23 protein-coding genes are annotated in these 22,444 nt (G+C 72.1%); 8 read left to right on the top strand and 15 right to left on the bottom strand.

Features of this window, described 5'->3' with window-relative positions; translation table 11 throughout:
• Positions 1-89: 89 nt before the first annotated feature.
• The 8 genes from QNO14_RS00630 to QNO14_RS00665 all read left to right on the top strand — a co-directional run bounded on the left by QNO14_RS00630 (position 90) and on the right by QNO14_RS00665 (position 10,720).
• On the top strand, positions 90-2,369 hold the full coding sequence (locus tag QNO14_RS00630) for a carbon starvation CstA family protein (RefSeq protein ID WP_257506940.1): 2,280 nt from the start codon (positions 90-92) through the stop codon (positions 2,367-2,369).
• A gap of 14 nt (positions 2,370-2,383) precedes the next feature.
• The gene (locus QNO14_RS00635; RefSeq protein WP_257495330.1) at positions 2,384-2,617 is read left to right on the top strand and encodes a YbdD/YjiX family protein; all 234 of its coding nucleotides are present in this window, start codon (positions 2,384-2,386) and stop codon (positions 2,615-2,617) included.
• 33 nt (positions 2,618-2,650) lie between these two features.
• A complete protein-coding gene (locus tag QNO14_RS00640; protein ID WP_257495331.1) occupies positions 2,651-3,367 on the top strand; it encodes a LytR/AlgR family response regulator transcription factor in 717 nt (238 codons plus the stop codon).
• A complete protein-coding gene (locus tag QNO14_RS00645; protein WP_257506939.1) occupies positions 3,364-5,886 on the top strand; it encodes a DEAD/DEAH box helicase in 2,523 nt (840 codons plus the stop codon). The genes QNO14_RS00640 and QNO14_RS00645 overlap by 4 nt, the downstream gene beginning before the upstream one ends.
• Positions 5,887-6,187: 301 nt before the next feature.
• A complete protein-coding gene (locus tag QNO14_RS00650) occupies positions 6,188-6,724 on the top strand; it encodes a DUF1697 domain-containing protein (RefSeq protein ID WP_257506938.1) in 537 nt (178 codons plus the stop codon).
• 89 nt (positions 6,725-6,813) lie between these two features.
• Positions 6,814-7,440 (top strand): hypothetical protein, encoded by a 627-nt coding sequence (locus QNO14_RS00655; RefSeq protein WP_257506937.1) that lies wholly within the window; start codon positions 6,814-6,816, stop codon positions 7,438-7,440.
• 153 nt (positions 7,441-7,593) lie between these two features.
• Entirely contained in the window at positions 7,594-9,531 is a 1,938-nt protein-coding gene (gene recQ / locus QNO14_RS00660; RefSeq protein WP_257507025.1) for a DNA helicase RecQ, read from the top strand.
• A 148-nt stretch (positions 9,532-9,679) separates the two neighbouring features.
• A complete protein-coding gene (locus tag QNO14_RS00665) occupies positions 9,680-10,720 on the top strand; it encodes an FHA domain-containing protein (protein ID WP_285184348.1) in 1,041 nt (346 codons plus the stop codon).
• Between the two features lie 9 nt (positions 10,721-10,729).
• Here the strand turns inward: QNO14_RS00665 and QNO14_RS00670 are convergent, their stop codons facing one another.
• The 15 genes from QNO14_RS00670 to QNO14_RS00740 form a co-directional block, all read right to left on the bottom strand.
• Positions 10,730-12,058 carry a S8 family serine peptidase gene (locus QNO14_RS00670; protein ID WP_257507092.1) on the bottom strand — a complete coding sequence of 443 codons (1,329 nt, stop codon included), beginning with the start codon at positions 12,056-12,058 and terminating at the stop codon, positions 10,730-10,732.
• Positions 12,055-13,404, bottom strand: a complete 1,350-nt coding sequence (gene eccB / locus QNO14_RS00675; RefSeq protein ID WP_257507091.1) for a type VII secretion protein EccB — start codon at positions 13,402-13,404, stop codon at positions 12,055-12,057. The genes QNO14_RS00670 and eccB overlap by 4 nt, the downstream gene beginning before the upstream one ends.
• Before the next feature lie 4 nt (positions 13,405-13,408).
• Positions 13,409-14,755 carry a type VII secretion integral membrane protein EccD gene (eccD, locus tag QNO14_RS00680; RefSeq protein WP_257507090.1) on the bottom strand — a complete coding sequence of 449 codons (1,347 nt, stop codon included), beginning with the start codon at positions 14,753-14,755 and terminating at the stop codon, positions 13,409-13,411.
• A gap of 52 nt (positions 14,756-14,807) precedes the next feature.
• On the bottom strand, positions 14,808-15,485 hold the full coding sequence (locus QNO14_RS00685; RefSeq protein ID WP_257507089.1) for a hypothetical protein: 678 nt from the start codon (positions 15,483-15,485) through the stop codon (positions 14,808-14,810).
• Positions 15,469-16,251: a hypothetical protein gene (locus QNO14_RS00690; RefSeq protein WP_257495339.1), complete on the bottom strand. Its 783-nt coding sequence runs from the start codon at positions 16,249-16,251 to the stop codon at positions 15,469-15,471. Before QNO14_RS00690 ends, QNO14_RS00685 begins: the two co-directional genes overlap by 17 nt.
• Entirely contained in the window at positions 16,248-16,571 is a 324-nt protein-coding gene (locus QNO14_RS00695) for a hypothetical protein (RefSeq protein WP_257507088.1), read from the bottom strand. The genes QNO14_RS00690 and QNO14_RS00695 overlap by 4 nt, the downstream gene beginning before the upstream one ends.
• Entirely contained in the window at positions 16,564-17,133 is a 570-nt protein-coding gene (locus QNO14_RS00700; RefSeq protein WP_257507087.1) for a hypothetical protein, read from the bottom strand. Before QNO14_RS00700 ends, QNO14_RS00695 begins: the two co-directional genes overlap by 8 nt.
• A 5-nt stretch (positions 17,134-17,138) precedes the next feature.
• A complete protein-coding gene (locus QNO14_RS00705; RefSeq protein WP_257495342.1) occupies positions 17,139-17,429 on the bottom strand; it encodes a WXG100 family type VII secretion target in 291 nt (96 codons plus the stop codon).
• An 8-nt stretch (positions 17,430-17,437) separates the two neighbouring features.
• Positions 17,438-17,725: a WXG100 family type VII secretion target gene (locus tag QNO14_RS00710; protein WP_257495343.1), complete on the bottom strand. Its 288-nt coding sequence runs from the start codon at positions 17,723-17,725 to the stop codon at positions 17,438-17,440.
• Between the two features lie 2 nt (positions 17,726-17,727).
• Positions 17,728-18,045 (bottom strand): WXG100 family type VII secretion target, encoded by a 318-nt coding sequence (locus QNO14_RS00715; RefSeq protein ID WP_257507086.1) that lies wholly within the window; start codon positions 18,043-18,045, stop codon positions 17,728-17,730.
• A gap of 46 nt (positions 18,046-18,091) precedes the next feature.
• Positions 18,092-19,654 carry a hypothetical protein gene (locus tag QNO14_RS00720; protein ID WP_257507085.1) on the bottom strand — a complete coding sequence of 521 codons (1,563 nt, stop codon included), beginning with the start codon at positions 19,652-19,654 and terminating at the stop codon, positions 18,092-18,094.
• The gene (locus QNO14_RS00725) at positions 19,651-20,976 is read right to left on the bottom strand and encodes a S8 family peptidase (protein ID WP_257507084.1); all 1,326 of its coding nucleotides are present in this window, start codon (positions 20,974-20,976) and stop codon (positions 19,651-19,653) included. The genes QNO14_RS00720 and QNO14_RS00725 overlap by 4 nt, the downstream gene beginning before the upstream one ends.
• 26 nt (positions 20,977-21,002) lie before the next feature.
• The gene (locus QNO14_RS00730; protein ID WP_257507083.1) at positions 21,003-21,452 is read right to left on the bottom strand and encodes a hypothetical protein; all 450 of its coding nucleotides are present in this window, start codon (positions 21,450-21,452) and stop codon (positions 21,003-21,005) included.
• 114 nt (positions 21,453-21,566) lie between these two features.
• The gene (locus QNO14_RS00735) at positions 21,567-21,854 is read right to left on the bottom strand and encodes a WXG100 family type VII secretion target (RefSeq protein WP_257495348.1); all 288 of its coding nucleotides are present in this window, start codon (positions 21,852-21,854) and stop codon (positions 21,567-21,569) included.
• Positions 21,855-21,882: 28 nt separating this feature from the next.
• On the bottom strand, positions 21,883-22,194 hold the full coding sequence (locus QNO14_RS00740; protein ID WP_257495349.1) for a WXG100 family type VII secretion target: 312 nt from the start codon (positions 22,192-22,194) through the stop codon (positions 21,883-21,885).
• Positions 22,195-22,444: the final 250 nt, after the last annotated feature.

Genomic DNA, 22,444 nt, shown 5'->3' on the forward strand with positions numbered 1-22,444 from the left:
CGTCGCATGGCCCGGCCACCGTCTGGCCGCAACGGCCGAATCGGTCCCTACCGTGGACCGACGCAACGCCGCGTGCCCAAGGAGACCCGATGACCTCTCATTCCCCGACGCCCCCCGACGGCGGCTCGGCGGCTCTCGCCCCCGACCTTCCCCCCGTCGCCGTCCCCGAGGCGGAGCTCGAGCGCGAAGCGCGCTGGACGCTGCCGAAGATCCTGATCTGGGTCGCCATCGCACTTCTGGGCGGGGTCGCCTGGGTGATGCTCGCCATCGTGCGCGGCGAGACGGTCAACGCCATCTGGTTCGTCTTCGCCGCCGTCTGCACTTACCTCATCGGCTATCGCTTCTACTCGAAGGTGATCGAGAAGCACATCACCCGCCCCGACGACCGGCGTGCCACGCCGGCGGAGTACCGGCAGGACGGCAAGGACTACGTCCCCACCGACCGCCGGGTGCTCTACGGCCACCACTTCGCCGCGATCGCCGGTGCAGGACCTCTCGTCGGCCCCGTGCTCGCGGCGCAGATGGGGTATCTCCCCGGCACGCTGTGGATCATCGTCGGTGTCGTCCTTGCCGGCGCGGTGCAGGACTACCTCGTGCTCTTCTTCTCGATGCGCCGCGGCGGTCGCACGATCGGCCAGATGGCGCGCGATGAGCTCGGCCGCATCGGCGGGACCGCGGCGATCCTGGCATCCCTCCTCATCATGATCATCATCGTGGCGATCCTCGCGCTCGTCGTCGTCAACGCCCTCGGCGAGAGCCCGTGGGGCGTGTTCAGCGTCTCGATGACGATCCCCATCGCCCTGTTCATGGGCTGCTACCTGCGGTGGCTGCGGCCCGGTCGCATCACCGAGATCTCGATCATCGGGTTCGTGCTGCTGATCGCCGCGATCGTCGCAGGCGGCTGGATCGCCGACACCGAATGGGGTGCGGCGATCTTCACCCTCGACCGCACGACCATCGCGGTGGGCATCATCATCTACGGCTTCATCGCCGCGGTGCTGCCGGTGTGGCTGCTGCTGGCACCGCGCGACTACCTGTCGACCTTCATGAAGATCGGCGTCATCGTCATGCTGGCGGGCGCGATCGTGCTCGTGCGGCCCGAGATCACGGTGCCCGCCTTCAGCGAGTTCGCCGGCGGCGAGCTGGGGCCGGTCTTCTCTGGCCCGATCTTCCCGTTCCTGTTCGTCACCATCGCCTGCGGAGCGCTGTCGGGCTTCCACGCCCTCATCGCATCGGGCACCACCCCGAAGCTCATCGAGAAAGAGCGCCAGACCCGCTTCATCGGGTACGGCGGCATGCTCATGGAGTCGTTCGTGGCGATCATGGCGCTCGTTGCGGCGATCTCGATCGACCGGGGCATCTACTTCGCGATGAACGCCTCGGCCGCGGCGACTCTCGGCACCGTCGAGGGCGCGGTGGCCTTCGTCAACGGACTGGGGCTGACGGGCGTGAACCTGACGCCGGACATGCTCACCTCCACCGCCGCGGCGGTCGGCGAGGAGAGCATCATCTCCCGCACCGGCGGCGCGCCCACGCTCGCCCTCGGCCTCGCGCACATCATGCAGCAGGCGCTGGGCGGGCAGGCGCTGATGGCGTTCTGGTACCACTTCGCGATCATGTTCGAGGCCCTGTTCATCCTGACGGCGGTGGATGCCGGCACGCGCGTCGCCCGCTTCATGCTGCAGGACTCCATCGGGGTGGTGATCCCGAAGTTCCGCGACGTGTCGTGGCGGCCGGGGGTGTGGATCTGCACGGCGGTGATGGTCGCCGGGTGGGGAGCGATCCTCATCCTCGGCGTCACCGATCCGCTCGGCGGCATCAACACGTTCTTCCCGCTGTTCGGCATCGCAAACCAGCTGCTGGCCGCCATCGCGCTGGCCGTCGTGCTCGCCATCGTCGCCAAGCGCGGCAAGAGCTACGTGAAGTGGCTGTGGATCATCGTGCTGCCGCTGGGATTCACGGCGGTCGTCACGATCACCGCGTCGATGTACAAGATCTTCTCGCCGGTGCCGCAGGTGGGCTACTGGGCGAACAACGCCGCGTTCCGCCAGGCGCTCGCCGACGGTGAGACGTCGTTCGGCACAGCGCCGACGGTGCAGGCGATGGAGGCCGTGGTGCGCAACACCGCCGTGCAGGGGACGCTGTCGATCATCTTCGTGACGCTCGCGATCATCGTGATCGTCACGTCGGCGATCGCGACCGTGCAGGCTGTCCGCCGTGGCGGCGGCGATGACCACGAAGACCCGCCGGTGCCGTCGCGCCGCTTCGCCCCGGCGGGGTTCATCGCGACCCGGGCCGAGCGCGAGATCGAGCGCGAATGGGAACAGCTGCCGGCCGACCGCCGGCCGGTGCAAGGCGGCCGTCACTGATCGGGGGACCGGTGATGGGCCGGGCGGATGCCGCAGCCACGCCGCACGACGGACTCAGCTCCCTCGTGCGGCGGGTGGGCCGCGGCATCCGCTGGTACGTGGAGAACCTCATGGGCGACCGCGCGTATGAGACGTACCTCGCGCACCACCGCCAGCAGCACCCGGATGAACCGGCGCTGACGGAGCGGCAGTTCTGGCGCGAGCGGATGGACGACCAGGACCGCAATCCCGGCGCGCGCTGCTGCTGACCCGGACGCCACCGCGTGCGTAGCATCTGGAGCGTGATCGACGTTGTCGTCGCCGACGGCGAACCCTCCGCCCTGGCCGAGCTGGTGCGGCTGCTCGGTCGCGACGAGCGGATCGGCGCCGTGCACACGGCCTCCAGCGGGCCGGAGGTGCTGCGGCTGCTGGAAGAGCGCCCCGTCGCTGCGGCATTCCTCGAGATCGACGTGCCGGGGCTGTCGGGCCTGGACCTCGCCCGAGCATTCGAGCGGTACGACCCCCGACCGGCGGTGGTGTTCGTGACCGCCGACGACGCCCGCGCCGTGGAGGCGTTCGACGTGCGCGCGCTGGATTACGTGCTCAAGCCCGCGCGGCCCGAGCGCCTTCGTCGTGCCGTGGATCGGATCATCGCGGCGGCGCCGGTGATCGCGGAGGCCGACGAGACGGTCCCGGTCACGGTCGGTCCGTCGGTGAGGCTGGTGCGCCGCAGTGAGGTGCGCTGGGTGCGCGCGGAGGGGGACTATTCGCGGCTGTGGACGCCGTCGGGCGGACACCTCGTGCGCATTCCCATCTCGGAGCTCGAGCACCGGTGGGGGCATGCCGGGTTCGTGCGCGTGCACCGGTCGTATCTGGTGCATCGCCACGCGGTGCTCGAGCTGCGCCTGGCCGGGCCGGCGCCCACGATCGTGCTGGCGGAGATCGAGATTCCGGTCAGCCGCCGCCTCGCTCCCGCCGTCCGTGAGCGGCTCGTGCGTCAGGCAGACTCGAGAGGGTGAGCCTTCTCGACGCCGTCCGTGCCGCCCCCGATCCCGACGGGGTGTACGACGCCTTCGTCTCGTGGGCCTCCGAGCGCGGGTTCGCGCTGTATCCGGCGCAGGACGAGGCCGTCATGGAGCTGGTCTCCGGCTCGAACGTCGTGCTGTCGACGCCGACCGGCACCGGCAAGTCGCTCGTCGCGATAGCCGCGCACGCGGCATCCCTCGCCGGGAACGGCCGCACCTATTACACCGCCCCCATCAAGGCGCTCGTCAGCGAGAAGTTCTTCGCCCTCGTCGACATCTTCGGCGCCGACAACGTCGGCATGGTCACCGGCGACTCGTCGGTGAACCCCGAGGCGCCCATCGTCTGCTGCACCGCCGAGATCCTCGCGAACATCGCCCTGCGTCAGGGCTCCGACGCCGACGTGGACCAGGTCGTGATGGACGAGTTCCACTACTACGGCGATCTCGAGCGCGGGTGGGCGTGGCAGGTGCCCCTGCTGTTGCTGCCCCGAGCCCAGTTCCTGCTCATGTCGGCGACCCTAGGAGACGTCACCGACATCGCCGATGACCTCACCCGCCGCACCGGGCGCCCCACCGCGATGGTCACGGGGGTCGAGCGGCCCGTGCCGCTGCACTTCTCCTACGAGCGGCGTCCCGTTCACGAGGTGGTCGCGTCGCTGCTGGATGAGAAGGAGCGGCCGGTGTACATCGTGCACTTCTCGCAGGCCGCCGCTCTCGAGCGGGCGCAGGCCCTCGCCAACGGCAAGGTCGCCTCGCGTGAGCAGCGGGATGCCATCGGCGAGGCCATCGGCGGCTTCCGCTTCAACACCGCGTTCGGCAAGACCCTCTCGCGTCTCGTGCGCGCCGGCATCGGCGTGCACCACGCCGGCATGCTGCCGCGGTACCGGCGCCTCGTGGAGACGCTCGCCCAACGAGGGCTGCTGCAGGTCATCTGCGGCACCGACACCCTCGGGGTCGGCATCAACGTCCCCATCCGCACCGTCGTCATCACGGCGCTGTCGAAGTACGACGGCACGAAGATGCGCCAGCTGTCGGCCCGCGAGTTCCACCAGGTCGCCGGGCGGGCGGGCCGGGCCGGCTACGACCCCTACGGCAACGTCGTCGTCATGGCGCCGGAGTGGGAGATCGAGAACGAGGCGGCCCTCCGCCGCGCCGGCGACGACGCCGCGAAGCGCAAGAAGATCGTGCGCAAGAAGGCGCCCACCGGGGTCGTCAACTGGGGCCTCGGGTCGTACGAGCGGCTCATCCAGGCGCAGCCCGAGCCGCTCGTGCCGCACCTGCAGCTGACCGCGGCGATGCTCATCAACGTCATCGGCCGCGGCGGCGACGTGTTCGGCAACGTGCGGTCGCTCGTGTTCGACAACCACGAGCCGCGCTGGCGCCAGTACGAGCTCGCCCGGCGGGCGCTGGCGATCTTCCGCACGCTCGTGGCCGCGGGAATCGTGGAGTCGGGGCCGGACGGCATCCGTCTCACCGTCGACCTGCAGCCGAACTTCGCGCTCAACCAGCCCCTGTCGCCGTTCGCGCTCGCCGCCATCGAGCTGCTCGACCGTGACGTCGAGCTCGGGCGGGGCGCGGATGCCGACGCCGGCTCCGTCGGCACCGGCCACTACGCGCTCGACGTCGTCAGCGTCATCGAGGCGACCCTCGACGACCCGCGCGCCATCCTCAACCAGCAGGAGTACAAGGCGCGCGGCGAAGCGGTCGCGGCGATGAAGCGCGAGGGCATCGAGTATGAGGAGCGCATGGAGCTTCTCGAGGGGATCACCTACCCGAAGCCCCTGGCGGACCTCCTCGCCCAGTCCTTCGAGGTGTTCGCCTCGAGCCAGCCGTGGGTGCGGGACTTCCACCTGTCGCCGAAGTCCATCGTGCGGGACATGTACGAGCGGGCACTCTCGTTTGGCGAGTTCGTCGCGCTGTACCAGCTCGGCCGCAGCGAGGGGCTCGTGCTGCGCTACCTCAGCGACGCGTTCCGCGCGATCCGCCAGACCGTACCGGCCGAGGCGCGCACCGACGACCTGCTCGACGTCATCGAGTGGCTCGGCGAGCTGGTGCGCCAGGTGGATTCGAGCCTCGTCGACGAGTGGGAGGCGCTGACCCACCCGAGCGACGACCCCGATGCGCCCGTCGTGCCGCCCGCGCCCCCGTCGGTGCTGACCAACCGGCGGGCGTTCACGGTGCTCGTGCGCAACGAGATGTTCCGGCGGGTGCGGCTGGCGGCCCTGCAGGACGACGAGGCGCTCGAGGCACTGGATCCCGACGTGGGCTGGCCGGACCGGCTCGACGCCTACTACGACGAGCACGAGGAGATCCTGGTGGGAGGCCCGGCGCGCTCGCCCGGGCTCTGCATGATCGACGAGTCGGATGCCACCGAGGGCCTCTGGCGGGTCGATCAGATCATCGACGACCCGGCCGGCAACCACGACTGGCGCATCCGTGCGGAGGTAGACCTCGCGGCATCCGCAGAAGAGGGCGCCGCCGTCGTGCGGGTGACCGAGGTCGTGCGGCTGTAGCCGCCGTTCGGGCGGCTCGCCTGTCGCAAGCTGTCGCTTCGGGCGGCGGGAAGCGGCGATTCGTGACAGGCGAGCCCGTGGCGCACGTGGGCGGGCGATGCGCCGACGCCGCTGTCGCCGCCGCTTCGTGCCGCGCCGCGACCGGCGCCGATGCCGGCCTCGCGCCACAACTTCGGAGTTCTCCGCTTCTTCGGAGCCTTTCCGGCATCCGGGTCCGAAGAACCGGCGATCTCCGCAGACGTGGTGGGCGAGCGAGCGACCGACCGACCCGACAGCGTGCGACCGGGGGCACAATGGCACCGTGGCGACCTACCTGGCGTTCCTGCGGGCGATCAACCTGGGCGCGAAGCGCGTCTTTCCCAAGGACGACATCCGCCGCGTGGTCGAACAGGCGGGCTTCGCGGATGCCGCGACCCACATCAACACCGGCAACGTGCGGTTCACCACGTCGATGCGTTCCCGCTCCCGCATCGAAGAGCGGCTCGAGCGGGCGTTCGCGGCGGATCGGGGGTTCGAGGTGCCCGCGATCGTGTTCTCCCGCGACGAGTTCCGAGAGGTGGCCGCGGCGGCGCGCGAACTCGCGGCATCACACCCCGGCCTCGCGCGTCACTACGTGTACCTGATGAAGGAGGCGCCGTCCGCAGCGACGATCGCCGCGATCGGGGCCACCGCGTCGCACCTCGGCGAGATGGTGGTGCGGGGCCGCTCGGCGCATGCGCTGCTGCGTCCCGGTTACGAGGACGGCAGCGTGGACGCGCTCGGGGCGGCGAAGCTGCTGGGGGTCGGGACCAACCGCAACGCCAGCGTCGTCGCAGCCGTCGCGGAGCGGTGGTGCTGAGCGCGGGGCAGGGGTCGGCGCGCCGCCGGCAAACCGTGGCGTTGCGGCGGGGCGCGGCGTAACCTGTCGCCACCGACGGAGGGGGACCGATGGCCCTGTGGAAACGGCGACGACAGCGCGAGCCTTACGCCGCGGTGACGGATGAAGAGCGCATGGCCCGCTATGTGTACCTGCTCAGCACGCTGCCGCCGACCGTGATCGAGCGGGCCCACGAGGCCGCATTCGGCCGGTTGCCGCTCGAGCGGCGACAGGAGATGTTCGCGAAGCTGCGGCCGTTCATGTCGGAACGGGAGCGCGTGCGCGAACCGCAGCCGGCCCTGCTGGCGAGCGTGCTGCAGCGGCTGGCCGTCACCGGTCCCTCCCGCACCGGCACCGCCGTGGCGGAGCGCGACCGCCGCGAGGGCGGTTCCGCCGGCGATCCCGAGCGCCGCGGCATCTGGCCGTTCGACGATCCGCTCCTGATGACCCTCGTGGCCGGGCACTTCCTCACGTCGGCGACGATCGTGTCGTACTTCTCCATCGGCGCCGGATCGCTGGCGCTCGCGGGCGAACCGGCGTGGGTGGGCGAGATCGCGGGCGTGCCGGCCGACGGGGCGGGCGGGGGCTTCGGCGGCGACGGGGGTGGCTACGGCGGCGACGGCGGCTTCGGGGGCGGCTTCGACGGCGGCGGGTTCGGTGGTGGCTTCGACGGCGGCGGGGGCGGCTTCGGGGGATGACTCCAGCCCGGTGTCAGCCGCGCTGGGTAGGGTATTCGGGTGAGGGACGGGCGAGAGACGACGGATGCCGGATGGGCGCCGGTCGACGCACCCCCGTTCGATGACTTCGAGCCCCCGCCCGACGAGTGGGCACCGCCGCCGGACGACGGGTGGATGCCTCCGCCTGACGAGGCCCGGACCCCGCCTCGCACGGCCCCGCCTCGCACGGCCCCGCCTCGCACGGCACCGGGCGTCGCGGCATCCGCTGGTCTGAGCCTGCCGCCGCGCCGGGAGCTGACCGGCTCCGACCCGCAGGCCGTGCTCAAGGAGGTCTTCGGGTACGACGCGTTCCGTGGCGACCAGGGCGACATCGTCGCGCACGTGGTGGGCGGCGGCGACGCCGTGGTGCTCATGCCGACCGGCGCCGGAAAGTCGATCACCTACCAGGTGCCCGCGCTCGTGCGGCCGGGGACCGGACTCGTGATCTCGCCCCTGATCGCGCTCATGCACGATCAGGTCGACGCGCTGATCGCCAACGGCGTGCGGGCGGCGTACCTGAACTCCACGCAGTCGCCGGCCGAGCGCCAGGCGGTGGAGCGCGACTACCTCGCGGGCGAGCTCGACCTGATCTACGTCGCGCCCGAGCGGCTGTCGAGCGCCCAGACCACCGCGCTGCTGCAGCGCGGAAGGCTCAGCGTCATCGCGATCGACGAGGCGCACTGTGTGTCGCAGTGGGGGCACGACTTCCGCCCCGACTACCTGGCCCTCGGCGACCTGGCGGAGCGGTTCCCCGGCGTCCCGCGCATGGCGCTCACCGCCACCGCGACCCGTGCGACGCACCAGGAGCTGACCGAGCGGCTGGTGCTTCCGGCGGCGCGGCACTTCGTCGCGAGCTTCGACCGCCCCAACATCCAGTACCGCATCGTGCCGAAGGTCGACCCGCGCCGTCAGCTGGTGTCGTTCATCCGGTCCATGCCCGAGGGCTCCGCCGGCATCGTCTACGCCCTCAGCCGCAAGTCGGTGGAGCAGACCGCGGAGTACCTGCGGACGCAGGGACTGGACGCGCTGCCCTATCACGCGGGGTTGGATGCCGGCATGCGCGCGCGGCATCAGTCCCGCTTCCTCCGCGAGGACGGTGTCGTGATGGTGGCAACGATCGCGTTCGGCATGGGGATCGACAAGCCCGACGTGCGCTTCGTCGCCCACATCGACCTGCCGAAGTCGGTCGAGGGGTACTACCAGGAGACCGGCCGCGCGGGGCGCGACGGCGAGCCGGCGATGGCGTGGATGGCCTACGGCCTCGGCGACGTCGTGCAGCAGCGCCGGCTCATCGACCAGAGCCCCGGCGACCGCACCTTCAAGATGCGCATGGGGCAGCACCTCGACGCGATGCTGGCGCTGTGCGAGACGGTGCAATGCCGTCGGCAGAACCTGCTGGGCTACTTCGGCCAGGAGTCGGGTCCCTGCGGCAACTGCGACACCTGCCTGGAGACGCCGGAGACGTACGACGGCCTGGTGCCGGCGCAGAAGCTGCTGTCGACGATCGTGCGGCTGCAGCGCGAGCGCAACCAGTCGTTCGGGGCGGGGCACCTCATCGACATCCTGCGCGGCGCCGACACCGAGCGCATCCGCCAGCAGGGACACGAGCGACTGTCGACGTACGGGCTGGGGGCTGACCTCACCGATCAGGACTGGCGATCGATCGTGCGGCAGCTGCTGGCCCGCGGCATCCTCGTCGCGCGCGGCGACTACGGCACCCTGGCTCTCGGCGAACCCGCCGCCGCCGTGCTGCGCGGCGAGGCCGACGTGCCGCTGCGCCGCGACACGATCGGGCGCCCGGTGGCCGGTGCGCGGGTGCGCAAGGCGTCGGCGGCCGACAGCCTCGGGGCCGGCGACCGCGGCCTGTTCGAGGCCCTGCGCGCGTGGCGCGCCGAGACGGCTCGCGAGCAGGGCGTGCCGGCGTACATCGTCTTCGGAGACGCGACGCTGCGGGCGCTCGCGGAGCACCGCCCGCGGTCGCTCGCGGACCTCGACGGCATCACCGGCATCGGCGCCAAGAAGCGCGAGGCCTACGGCGAGTCCGTGCTCGCCGTCATCGCCGCCGCCGAGTGAGTATTCGCGTTCCCGAGTGAGTATTCGCGTTCCCGAGTGAGTACTGAGGGCTCGGGCCCTGCGACCGGCGAGCCGTGCCGGACGGGCAGAGGCGGAAGGCGATAGCGTCGGTGGATCGATGTGCGATGCACCGCCAAAGGAGCCCGCTGTGCCCGACGCCTCCGCGACCGCGACCGTCCTGATCGCCTCGTCCGCCGCGCTCGTCCTGCTCGCCGCCTGCCACCTCTGGTACGCGTGGGGCGTCTCGCGCGTGCTCGGCGCGCACGGGGCTCCCACCTGGCGGGCCTGGGTGCCGTTGCTGGGTGAAGCCGAGCTCTTCCGCCTCGGGCGCATCGACCCTGTGCGGGCCGTGCTGCTGCTGGTGCCGTTCGTCGCCGTGTACGGATTCGTGCTGCGGGTGGCCGCGGTGCACCGCATCGGAACGGCATACGGCCGGGGCATCGGCATGACCGTGCTCGGTGCGCTGCTCCCTCCGGTGTGGGCAACAGTGCTGGCGGGGGCCCAGCCTGTCGCAGCCGCAACCCCGGGGGAAGATGCCGAGGGCGATGAGGGCGCTCCCGAACTGGCCGTGCCGCCGACCGACGCAGCTCCGGCCCTGGACCCTGCGGCGGCCATGGTCAGCCCTCTGGGGGCAGTGCCGGATGCCGCGCCCGCCGTCCCCGCCCCTGCGGCATCCGCGCCCTCACTGTCCGCCCCGGGCCCGATCACGCACGTGCCCGGACCCGCCGCCCCCGCAGCATCCCCCGCCGCCCCCGCAGCATCCCCCGCCGCCCCCGCCCCCGCAGCCGCCCCCGCACCCCCCGCTCCCGCAGCATCCCCCGCCGACGACCTCGAGGACAGCACGAACGTCGTCCGCGGTGTGCGGGAGTGGGAGCTCGTGCTTCCGGACGGCAGGGCCGTCGTGCTGGTCGCGCCGGTTGTCGTGCTCGGCCGGCGTCCGGTCGCCCCCGACGCCTCGATTCAGGCCGTCGCCGTCCCGGACCAGACGCGCACGGTGTCCAAGCAGCACGCCCGCCTTGCCTGGTCGGACGGGAACTGGACCGTCACCGACCTCGGCTCCACCAATGGGGTGTCCGTGCTCACCGGTGACGGTGCTGAGCGTGAGGTCGGCCCGGGAACGCCCGCGCCCGTAGGTGACGCGTTCCTGCTGGGGGAGTGCCGGCTCGAGATGCGCCGCGTCGGCGTCTGACCGGCCGCGTCAGCCCCCCGGAGCGTCGCCGAACATGCCCCGGCCCGCCGGGGCGACGCGGGTCTCTGACGGCTCGGCGCGACGGGCGACGTACACCCCCAGCGCCCCCAGGGTGGCGAGCACGACGAGCCCGCCGATGCCGGCGGTCACCCCGACACGGATGGCCTGGGCATCGGCGCCCGTCTCCGCGGACACCCGCACGGCCGCGGAGTCGGCCGCCGCGGGCAGCGCCGTCCCGCCCTCGACGAACGGGCTGGCCGGTCCGCGCAGACCCGACCCCGGGACGAGCGCGATGGCGTCATAGGGCTGCACCACGCCCCACCCGGCGACGTCGTCGCGTCGATCGGGGTCGGTGCGCACCGCGGTGGCCTCGAGCCGATATGTCCACTGCGCCGGGGTCTCGTCAGGGTGCGCGGCTGCGACGAGGGCAGCGGATGCCGAGACGTACGCGGCCGCGTAGCTGGTGGCGGGAGAATCCGCCGCGTACACGCAGTCGCCGCCTGCGGCGGACGACGTGGCGACGAGCTGACCGGGGGCGGCCAAGCGGACGTGCGGACCGTGGATGCTGGCGTCGGTCACGACTCCGGCGGCGTCGGCCGCGGCCACGCCCACGACGCCCGGGAACCCGGCGGGGTAGCGGCTGCCGTCGTCGTCGACCTCCTCCATCGACAGCGTCGCGTCCCGGTTGCCGGCGGTCGAGACGACGAGGCTCCCTCGTGCGGTCGCGTAGGCGACGGCCTCGGCCAGTCCCGGCTCGGCGCCCACGGTGCTCATCGACACGTTGATGATCTGTGCCCCCCGGTCGGCGGCGTAGCGGATGCCGGCGGCCATCCGCCGCACATCGGGGCCGAAGCCGGCGTCGACGTCTTGGTCGGACGTCCCGGCGAACACGCGGACCGGCAGGATCCGGGCCTCGGGAGCGAGGCCCTCCACCCCCGACCCGCTGATGCGACGCGCGGCGATCTGTCCGGCGATGGCCGTGCCGTGCCCGTACGCGTCGGTGCGCCCCGACGGGTCGGTGCCGTCCGGCACGAGGTTCACGCCGGCCACGACGGCGTTGGCGAGGTGCGGGTTGGCGGCCACCCCCGAGTCGACGACCGCGACCAGCACCCCCGCACCCCGGGTGATCGCCCACGCCGCTTCGCTCTGCAGCTCGCCCAGCGCCGTCACCGGTTCGGTGATGCGCGTCGACGCGGTGCACTCCCCGGACGTCGCAGCCGCAACCGGGGGCGCAGCCGGCACGGCCGGCGCGGCGAACGCGACGCCGGGCGCACCCGCGCCCAGCAGCGCGGCGGCCAGTGCTGCGGCGGCCGCAGCCGCGCGCACCCGACCGGTCACCGAACCTCCGCGGCAGCCGCGACCGGCGACCGCCCCGCGCCTTCTTCGCTCAGGGCGGGGCCGGTGGGCAGCAAGGCGGTCCATTCGTCGCCGATCTCCCCGACCTCGTCCGCGGCATAGCCCAGGCGCGCGAGCGTCTCCGCGGTCGCTCCCGGCACCGCATACGCCGTGCCGGTCGCGTCCACGAGGGTGAGCAGACGCGTGCTCTGGTCGCCTCGGCCGCCGGCACGGACCACCGCCCCCACGCCGGGTTCGACGTGCACGCCCTCGGTGAACTCGCTGTCCGCGCCCTGCACGGCCAGCGCGGTGCGGGTGCGCCCGTCCTCGGCGGCATCCAGCTGAGCGCACGGACGGTCACCGGCATCGATCGAGGGGAACCCGACGGCGGGCCAGTCCTCGCCACCGGCGGGCCTGGCCGCCGTCGCAAGGTCCGAGACGTCGGATGCCGAGACCTCGCGCGCCTCGCCGCCGAGTGCCTTGCCGCTGCCGAGCTGGTACAGCTGCCATGCCAGCGGCGTCAGCGCCGCCAGGGACCCCTCCGCCTGCACGAGCAGGCGCTCATCGTCGGGGGTCCCGGCGACATGCACGACGTCACCCACCCGCAGATCGGTGCCGGCGACGCGGTCGCCGAAGTCGTCGACGGTCAGCGGTGCCAACGCCGAGGCCGGCGTGAAGAGGTTGAGCCATGCGGCCGGAACGACGGTCGGATTCAGTGCCGTGATTCCGGCAGCGCGCAGAACGGCGTCGGGATCGGTCGCCGTGATCGCGAAGCTGCGCTCGCCGGAGAGGACGTAGAGATCTCCGTCGGATTCGACCACCGCACTGCGGTCACGGGCCGGGGTCACGCGCGACTCGCCGCCGATCCGCACTTCCAGCGCGGCACCGTCCGCGACGCAGGCGGTCCATCCCGCGTTGACGAGGGCGTTCGGGGAGGGCAGCTCGTCCGGGGCGCCGACGATGCCGAGCGGGGCGCCGATCGGGGTGCCGGCCAGGCTCGCCTGGTCGGTGGAGATGACGTCGAACTCGCTCGAGGGCAGCAGCAGCCGGGCGCTGGCGGTGTTGATCACCGGATGCAGCACGCCGTCCACCGTCACGAAGCGCGCCCCCGTGTCGGAGACGAGCACGAGCTTGCCGTTCTCCCACCCCTGCGGCAGGCCGGGACGGATGAAGCCGTAGAAGACCCCGACGAGCACGACGATCGCGGTGAGCGCGATCGCGGCGATCACGGGGCGCAGGGGGGAGGGGGGCTCGAGCTCCTTGCCGCCCGGCGCGCCGCTGACGAACGCGCTCAGCAGGCGGCGGCGGGAGAAGTTCTGCGCCTCGATGAGGTCGCTCTTGGTCGCCATCCGTTCAGGCCAGCCCGGACGCGATGACGCTCAGCGGCAGCAGGGATGCCAGTACGAGCAGCTCGACCGTGTCGGCGAGGCGCGCCAGCCGCATCCGGGTCTTCGGTGCCAGCAGCGTCACCGTCACGACGCACACGGTCGCGATCGTGAGGACGACCAGCAGCGCCACCCGCAGGTCGGGCTGAGCGAGCGCCGCGGTCAGTCCTGAGACCGCGAGCCCGACGGCCCCCATGGCCATGACGGCCAGCACGCCGGAGCGGGCGTACGTCTGCCGAGAGGGGAACATCATCGCGGCGAAGGCGAGGACGCACAGGGCGGCGCCCACGGCATCCTGCGCGGCCACGAGCGGCGTCGCACCCAGGACCACGAGGCCGAGGGCGAGGCGCAGGGCGATGAGGATCCGCCGTCCCAGCGCCATGCGCCGGGCCACGTCGTCGGCGTCGATGGGCACCGGGTCGGCGAACATCTCGGCGTCGCTCTGCGGAGAGATGACGCGCACCCGGGTGCTGCTCAGCGCGAGCCACGGCAGCGCGCCGGACAGCGTGCCGACGATGCCCACCGCGAGCGCGTAGACCGGCGCGGGGGGCAGGAAGGCCGCGAGTGTGCCGATGACGGCGAGGGCGCCGCCGGCCGTCAGGGGCGCGAGCTGCACCTCGGCACGCTCCGGCATGAGCGCGAGGGCGATGCCGGCGACGACGAACGCCCCCGCCCCCGCAGCGGCGAGGGGCCAGCCCCACAGGTCGAGCCCTGCCGGCACGGCGAGATAGCCGGTCAGGCCGGCGAACACCGCGGCGGCCATGCCCAGGCCCTGGCCCGCCTCGAGCTGGCCCAGTCGCGCCACGACCGCGGCGACGGCCAGCAGCGCGACCGCGCCCCCGCCGGCCATGAGGGCGCCGAACCCGAGGCTGGGACCGGCGGCCAACAGCAGGACGGCGCAGACGGCCAGGAGGGTCAGGCTCACCGTCAACGCGGTGCGTGCGTTGTCCTTCGGGGTCCAGGGGCGGTTCTGCTGCGCGTTGGCGTCGATCACGGCCTCGACGATGTCGTCGTAGACCCGCGGCTGAGCGACCAGACCTCCGCGCACGAGCGTCAACACCTCGCCGTCTTCCACACCCTGCGCGGCGACGCCCGTCGCCACGTCCAGCACCGTGCCGTCGGCGCGATGCAGCGCGTAGCCGGCATATGTCATGGAGGGGTCGAGCACGCCGAGGCTGCGCGCGAACCCGGGGAGGAACTCGATCACCGGCACCTGGGCGGGAATGCCGATGTCGAGCCGGCGCCCCTCGCTCTGTACGGAAAGGCGGATCAGGGCGCGCGTTGCGGGCGCCGTGGCCGTCGCCGTCTGACTCATTGCCCACTCCTCATTCGTCGCGACGTGCGCCGTCGCCGACCGCTCGACGGATTCACGGCAGCTGCGTCACCTGGAAGGATGCTGCCGGTTGCACGGCGAGGTCGATGGCGACCTGCTGCGTGACGCCGGCGGTCGGGTCGACGAGCGTGGCCGGGTCGATGTCTGCCGTGACGGAGTAGACCGCCGGGTAGACGAGGAAGCTCATCGTCGATTCCTCCGGGTCGTCGACCTGGGTCACGGTGGCTCCCGGGACCTCGAACGACACGAACTTCATCTCGATCCGGCTCACTTCTGCGGACACCATCAGTGCGCTGGTGAGGGAGCTGCTCAGCTGCCATTCGCCCTCCTCGGTGTTCCACATCACGCTGAGCACGGACCGCTCCTGCTTTCCGGCCAGCTCGTACTGGAACGAGACGTTGCGCGTGTCCTCATCGCCCGTGGTCTGATCGGCGGGGTCGACCGTCACATTCTCGATGCGCTGGGCCCCTGCGAGCACGGCGTCGGTGCGCAACGTGTCGGCGTCGACGTCGGGCAGCTGCGGATCGCCGATGGCGTCGGCGTCGAGCTCGCGGGCCGTCGAGGCGTCGCCCGCCGCGATCGCCTCCAGGTATTCGACGACGACCTCCGTGGGGTCGGGACGCGGGGGCTCGGCGGGCGTGCAGGCCGTGGCGCTCAGCGCGAGCCCGACAGCGACCGATACGGCGAGCGTGCGCTTAGGCGACCTGGGCAAACCCGGGCACCTCCCACTCGGTGATCTCCCCAGGCAGACCGTCGAGCTTGGCCCGGGTGCCCTGCGTCGAGGCCAAGACCATCTGCACGATCCCGATCACGGTGGTGGCGATGCCCAGGACTGCGGTGACCGCCCCGAGGATCGATCCGACGAGAGACAGGCCACCCGTGGGCAGGGCTCCGACGATCCCGAGGATGGCGGAGACCACGCCGATGATCGTCACCACGGCACCGATGATCGCGGTCGCCAGCTGCATGTAGTAGTTCTCGATGTCGTTCGCGTGCTGGTCGATGGCGCCGGCGATCGCGCTGGCGGTGGAGGACACGCGGTTGAGCGGCTCCTCTTGATCGTCGATCGCGAACGAGTAGGTGTTGCTGGCAGGCGGGTCGTCCCAGCTCACCAGTCCCGGCATGGTGCTCTTCGTGATCTGGATGCCGTCGGCCTTCGCCGCCAGTTCTCCCAGCGCGCTGGCCACCGCGCGGAGTGTGTCGGGGCTGCCGAGGTATCTGTTGGCCTCGCGCATGAGGCCCACGGAGTCACGGCAGTAGTCGAGCACTTCGTCGACCGCGGCGATGACGTAATCCGCCGCTTCGTCCACCCACCCGTCCGGCACGAGGACTCCCAGACCGAATCCCTGTCGGTCCACCCACTGCTGCAGGCCCTGGCGGACGAGCGGCGGTGCCGCGGATGCCGCCCCGTCGATCGCCTCGATCGCGCGGTCGAGCTGGCTCTCGTTGCGCTCCCGGATGTCGTCGACGTAGCTCACAGCGTCTCCAGCTCTCGTTCGACCGCGTCGATCTCGCTCTGCGCGTCGCCTTCCGCTTCCATGTACATGATGGCCGTGTCCAGGAGCGCCCGGGCGAAGCCCTCGAAGATCTCCTCGCCTGTTTCGATGTATGCGCGCAGCGTGGTCGTCGCGGTTTCGAACGCGGCATACACCTCGCCCGACCCGGGGATCAGCGAGAAGTCCGGACGCGAATAGTTCAGCTCGTCGATCTTGCCCTTCGCCTCGGCCAGCTTGCCGCTCCACACCTGCCACGAGTCGTTCGCGTCGGTGCGAAGGGCATCGGGATCCACGTCAGCCACGGTTCTCCTCCTCGGTGAATCGACCGAACCGGTCGGATGCCGTCGCCGCCCGCTGTGCGAGGGTCAGAACCTCTGCTGCGATGTCGGCCGGACGGTTGCGCTGGATCCACTCGTCCCGTGCGTGGACGGCGGTCACATCCCCGAACAGGGCGGTCACGCCCGCCTGTCCCAGGTCGTTCCAGACCGTGTCGCCGGCGTCGGCGATGCGGTCGGCCGCATGCTGCGGATCGGCCGCCGCCGAGTGCAGCACCGCCATCAACGGGTCCAGTGCCTCCGGCGGGAGGGTCGGCCGCTCGGCGCGGGCGGTGAGGAACGCCGTCGTGAGGGCGGTACGCACCTCATCGGGGGTCGCCGCCCCGGTGTCGTCGGTGAGATCCACAGCCACGGGATAGCCGCGCCCGTCCAGCGTCACCCGAGCGTGCGCGGAGCTGGGGGGAATGGCATCCCCCAACTGCGCCTGCACCGCCGCGAGCCGCGCGGTCAGATCCTCCTGCAGTCGGGCGCCGCGGGCGCGGAACGCCTCGAGCCGCTCGAGGAGATCGGGTCGGGAAGCCTCATCCACCGCGCTCATCCCCAGCGCTCCGCGACCTTCGCACGCGCCGCGGCGTAGCGCGCGGCGGACGCATCCGCGGCGCGCGACGAAGAGCCCAGCACGGAGTTCATGTTCCGCAGGCTCGCGTGCCACTGCTGCTGGGCAGAGCGGTAGGCGTTGGCGGCCTCGCCGCTCCACCGGTCGATGAGCGTCTCGGCCTCGGCTTCGAGGGCGTCCAGCTCCGCCTGAATGGCCGCCGTCGCCTCCGCGAGCCTGGCCGCTGTCGCCTGCAGCGACGCAGGGTCGAATCTGAGTGTGCTTCCCATCGGTGCTCCTAGCTGAACCGCTTCGCCGACCGCCGGTCGGTCTCCACGTAGTCGTCTGCGATGCCTTCCGTGGCATTCGCGATGTTGGCAAGCGTCTGCTTCATGGCCTCGAACGTCGCGTTCCACTGCAGCTGCGCCGCGTCGTAGGCGGCTTGCGCCGCTCCGTCCCAGTTCGCCCGGAGGGCTCCTGCTTCGCTCTCGATGCCGCGCAGGGCCGCATCGATGTGTGCGCTCTCGTTGCGCAGGCGCGCCGCGGCTGCGTGCAGCGCGGCGGGCGTGACACGGAGATCCGCCATGGTCAGTCGCCTCCCAGCAGGGCGCCCAGGCCCCCGATGGTCGTCCGGTGCTGCTGCTCGAGAGCCTGCTGCGCCTGGTCGGTCGCGCGCAGCGCCTGGGTGAGCTGCACAAGGACCGCGTTGAGCTTCACCGCTCCCGCCGACCACTCGCCGACGAGTTGTCTGTAGGCGCCGGCGGCATCGCCGGACCAGTGCGCGCCGAGTTCGTCGAGCTCGGCGATCACGCGGCCGATGCTGTCCTGGATGTCGACATGGGCGCTGGCGACCACGTTCGCGCCGCGGGCGAGTGCGCCCTCTGTGGCGGAGATGCGATCGGTCATCCTTTTGCGTCCTCTCCAGGCTCTGGCCGATGTGGGGCGTATCCGCTCATTCGCGCTCGCCCGCCCCGGCGTTCTCCGAGCGAGGTCCGAACTCTTCGTCGTCCTCGAGGTGTTCCGCGATGGGCCCGCCCAATCCGCGGCCCACGGCGTCCTTGCGCTCGCCCCGCGTGCCGGTGCCCGCGCCGCCGGCCACACCGCCGCGCCCGCCGCGCCCGCCTGCCGCGCCGTTCGTGCCGCCCGCGCCGCCGGTGCCGCCCGGGCCCATGCCGACCGAGCCGCCGGCTCCACCGCGTCCGCCGCCGGCTGAGCCGCCGGCTCCGCCGATACCGCGCCCACCGGCCGCTCCGATGCCACCGCGCCCGCCGACACCCGCTCCGGACATGCCGCCGCGCGCCCCCGCCTGAGCGCCCGCGCCGCCGACGCCGCCCGCGGCCATGCCGGATCCGCTGCGCACCCCGAGACCGCCCGTCGGGGCCGCCGCGCCGCCGCCGCGGCCGAGAAGACCCCCGGAGAGTCCTCCGCCGGCACCGCCGGCGAGGCCAGCGGTCCCGGGCGCACCCAGGCGCCCCAGCGCGGCCGCGCCACCGAGGCCGGCGGCCATGCCGACACCGAGACCGGCACCCGCGCCGCCGGCACCTCCGGGCAGCGACCCGCCGCCGGGAAGCGACCCACCGCCCGGGAGGGTGGTGCCACCCGGCGGAACGGTTCCGCCGGGAAGCGTGCCGACGCCGGCGGGCGGGCCGTCCGGGGTAGGCACGACGTCCGGTATCTGCCCGAGGTCGATCTCGGGCCCGGGAGAACCGGGGACGGGGTGGGGAAGAGGAACCGCCGGCGGCTCGGACGGCGGCCACTCGCCCACCGGCGGCGGGGTGCCGGGCCCGGGCAGCTCGCCGATCTCGCCGGGTCCGGGCAGCTCGCCGATCTCGCCGGGTCCGGGCAGCTCGCCGGTCCCGCCCGGGCCGGGCAGCTGCGGCGCAGACGGGCCACCGCCCCCGCCGCCGGGGATACCGGGGCTGCCGGGCACCCCACCCACCGGGATCCGGCCTCCGCCGACAGGCTCCACCGGGTCTGGGTCAGGCGCCAGCTCGCCGAAGGAGAGGCGCGGCGGCGGCGCGATCTCCACCGACCTGATCGCCGCGCTCACCTCGTTGTAGTGCTTCTCGGCTTCCTTCTCCCGCTGATCCTGCAACAGTCCGTTCAGCGCCGTGACGGCGCCCTGCCCAGCGAGGATCGACCACGGCCCGAGGACGAGGGTGGTCCCGGCAGCCGCCCCGCGGACAGCGGCTTCCTGCAGGGGGCTGAGGCGACCCGTCCCGAGACTGGCGAGCCGCTCGCGAGCGTCCGCGCGCTGAGCGTTCGCCTCGGTCAGAGCCGTACGGAGGTCCTCCTGCAGGTAGGTGATCTGCTTCGCGATGTCCTTGCTCGCCACGGCGAAGCTCTCGCTGGCGGCCGTGCCCGATTCTCCGGTCAGACCGGGCTCGCTGGCCACCTTCTCCAGCACGAAGACGAGCTGCTCCAGGCGTGCGATCAGCTCGCGCCGCGCGGGCACATCCCACGGGTCCCCGCCTTCGCCGAGATTGCGCAGACCCTTCTCCCATTTTCCGGTCATGGCGTGCCTCCTTGAAGAAGTCGTTTCCTGCGTGCGGTGACGATGAGAACGGTGAGGATCCCCGCAGCGATGACGCCGACCACTCCCACGGCGATGGCGATGGCGACGGGTCCGAGGGGGTCGGTCGGTGCGGGCGCAGCCGCGGCATCCTCGTCCTCGTCCGCCGGTGCGGGGGTGGCGTCCTCCTGCGGATCCCCGGACCCGCTCGCCAGGGCGGCTTCGACCTGTGCGGGGGTGGGGATGCCGCCGAGGCGATCCATCAGCGGGTTCTCGTCGGGATAGCGGGTGGGGTCGTCCTGCAGCAGCGAAGCCGGCCACGCCGCGCCGTAGCCGTAGCCCGCCTCGGGCTCATAGGTGAGGTCGTGGATGCTGCCGTTGGTCGAGTGGAGGAGCGCCTGCACGAGCTGATTGCCCGTCGCCTCCGGGTGCTGCTCTGCCGACAGGGCCAGCATGCCCGCGACGAGGGGGGTGGCCAGGGAAGAGCCCGATGTGGACCCGCTCTGCTCCCAGGCTCCTGCGGTCACGCCGACGGAGGGAAGGGCCATCCCTGCCGCGACGACGTGCGTCTCCTGCAGTGCGAACGGCTGGCCGGCGTCGTCGGTCTGCAGCTCACCCGAGCTGTCGACCGCGCTGACGGCGAGGACGCCGTTGATCAGCCCCAGGGAATTCTGCGTGAGGCCGGACCCGGGGTTCGCCGTGGAGTTGAGGATCACGACGCCCTTCGCGATCGCTTCGGCGATCACGGCGCCGTCGCCGGCCTCGCTCTCCAGCGGCGAACCGACCGAGGTCGTGAAGATCTGCGCCCCGTCGTCGATGGCGCGCTGCAGTGCGAGCCCGAAGGGGCTGAGTTCGTCGGGACGCTCCCTCGTCGTGCAGCCGTCGCCGGCGGCGGCGACGCCCAGGCCGTAGAACGTGACCTCGGCGTCCGGAACGATGCCGCGCACCGCGCCGGCCCCCTCCCCGGTGCCGATCAGCATCGCGGTCACCGTCGTGCCGTGCACGGCGCCGCGGGTCGTCTCGCCGCTGACGGCGGACTCGCCCTCCTCGCACAGCGTGCCCTCGGCCACGGTCAGATCGCGTCCTTCGAAGGTGGGCAGGTCCGGGTTGATCTGCGTGTCCATGACGGCGATCCGGACACCGTCGCCCGTCCACCCCTGCTCATGGAGCGCGTCGATCCCGTAGGTGTCCCACCACCAGTGCGTGGGAGCCGAGGCGGCGCCGGCAGCAGCCGCGGGGGATGCCGCCACGAGTGCGCCGACCAAGGCGGCGGCGGCCACGTGCCGCACGCGCCCGAGCGCTCCCGTTCCTGCTCGTACCCTCATCACGGCATCCCTTTTCTCCGCGGCGTTCAGCCGCCGAAAACCTGCTTGGCGCCGTCCGCAGATCCGGCTGCGGCGGCAGACCCCGCGGCCGCGGCAGCACCCGCGGCACCACCGGCGGCGGCACCTGCGGCGGCGCCGCCCAGCGAGTGGCCTGCCGCCACGTCATCGATGAGCGCGGCGGTCTGATCGGCGGCGGACGCGCTCATCTGGTCGGATTCGCGCAGCGCCGTCACCGCGTTGCTGAGTGCCTCAGCGTTCGCGGCGACGAACTTGCGGATGGTCTCCACCCGCTGGGCGATCGCCCGGGACCGCGTCTCGAGTCGCGCCGTGAAGTGGTCGGGAGCATCTTCGGTGCGGTTCCCATCCACCTGGACGATGGCGGACGACGGCGGCAGCTCCGCGCTCACCTGCTGCAGGGTGCTGGCGTTGTGCGCCGCGATATCCCCGCCTGCGTCGAGATCGATCACATGGCCCATCGAAATCCCCCCTCGGAAATCACAGAGGCGCGCCCTGATCGGCGCGCATGGAGTCGGCACCCGAGTGTGCCGTGCCGAGGACCGGCGACGTGTCGCCGCCGGTCCTCGAGGATGTCAGGCGAAGCGCCCGGCGGCCGACTTGTCGGTCGAAACGTACCCCTGAGCGATCTCCTCGGTCTTGCCGGCGATCTGCTGCAGGAGGTCGTTCAGGCGCGTGAGCGACTGGTTCCACTGCGCCTGAGCCTGGTCGTAGGCGACCTGAGCCTCGCCGTCCCACTTGGCGCGGAGCGAACCGACCTCGGACTCGAGCTCATCGAGGCGCGAGCGGATGCCGGAAGCGCCGTTGCGGATCTGACCGGCGAGGGCGATGACCTGTTCGGGGCGAACGGAGATGGATGACATGTCTGGTTCCTTTCGACGGAGCCCGGCGTCAGCCGAGGATCGACCCGAGGTTGTTGATGGTCTGCTGGTGCGACTCTTCGGATGCCGCCTGGTCGCGCTCCGTGCCGCGCAATGCGTCCTCGAGCGTGACGAGAACCTGGTTCAGCTTGGTCGTCTCGTCGTTCCAGCGGTTCAGCAGCTGGGTGTACGAGCTCGCGGCGGCGCCGCTCCAGAAGCCGGCCACCTGGTCCAGCTCGGTGCGCACCTTCTTCACCTGCTCGTCGATTCCGGACTTCGCGGTGTTGACCGCAACGGCTCCCCGCTTGAGCGCGCCTTCTTCGGCGGCAATGAGATCTGCCACGACTCCCCCTCTTGTTTGTCGGCCCGGCCGAGGCCGGAGCGTGTTGCCGTCGACAGCGGAGACCGTGCCGGCGGTGGCGACCCCTTCACATCGGTAACGCCAGTGAGAAACCTATGGGCACGACACCGTCGAGCGCCAGCATGAGAACTCCCCATTGACAAGTGAGAGCCTCCTCATGTTCGCTCGATGGGTTGAGGGGCGCGCCGCTGACGGGATCACCGTCGCGGTGCGACGCCGGACGGCCGAGCAT

Source organism: Microbacterium sp. zg-Y625 (assembly GCF_030246925.1).
In the GTDB taxonomy this organism is placed as follows: Bacteria; Actinomycetota; Actinomycetes; order Actinomycetales; family Microbacteriaceae; genus Microbacterium; species Microbacterium jiangjiandongii.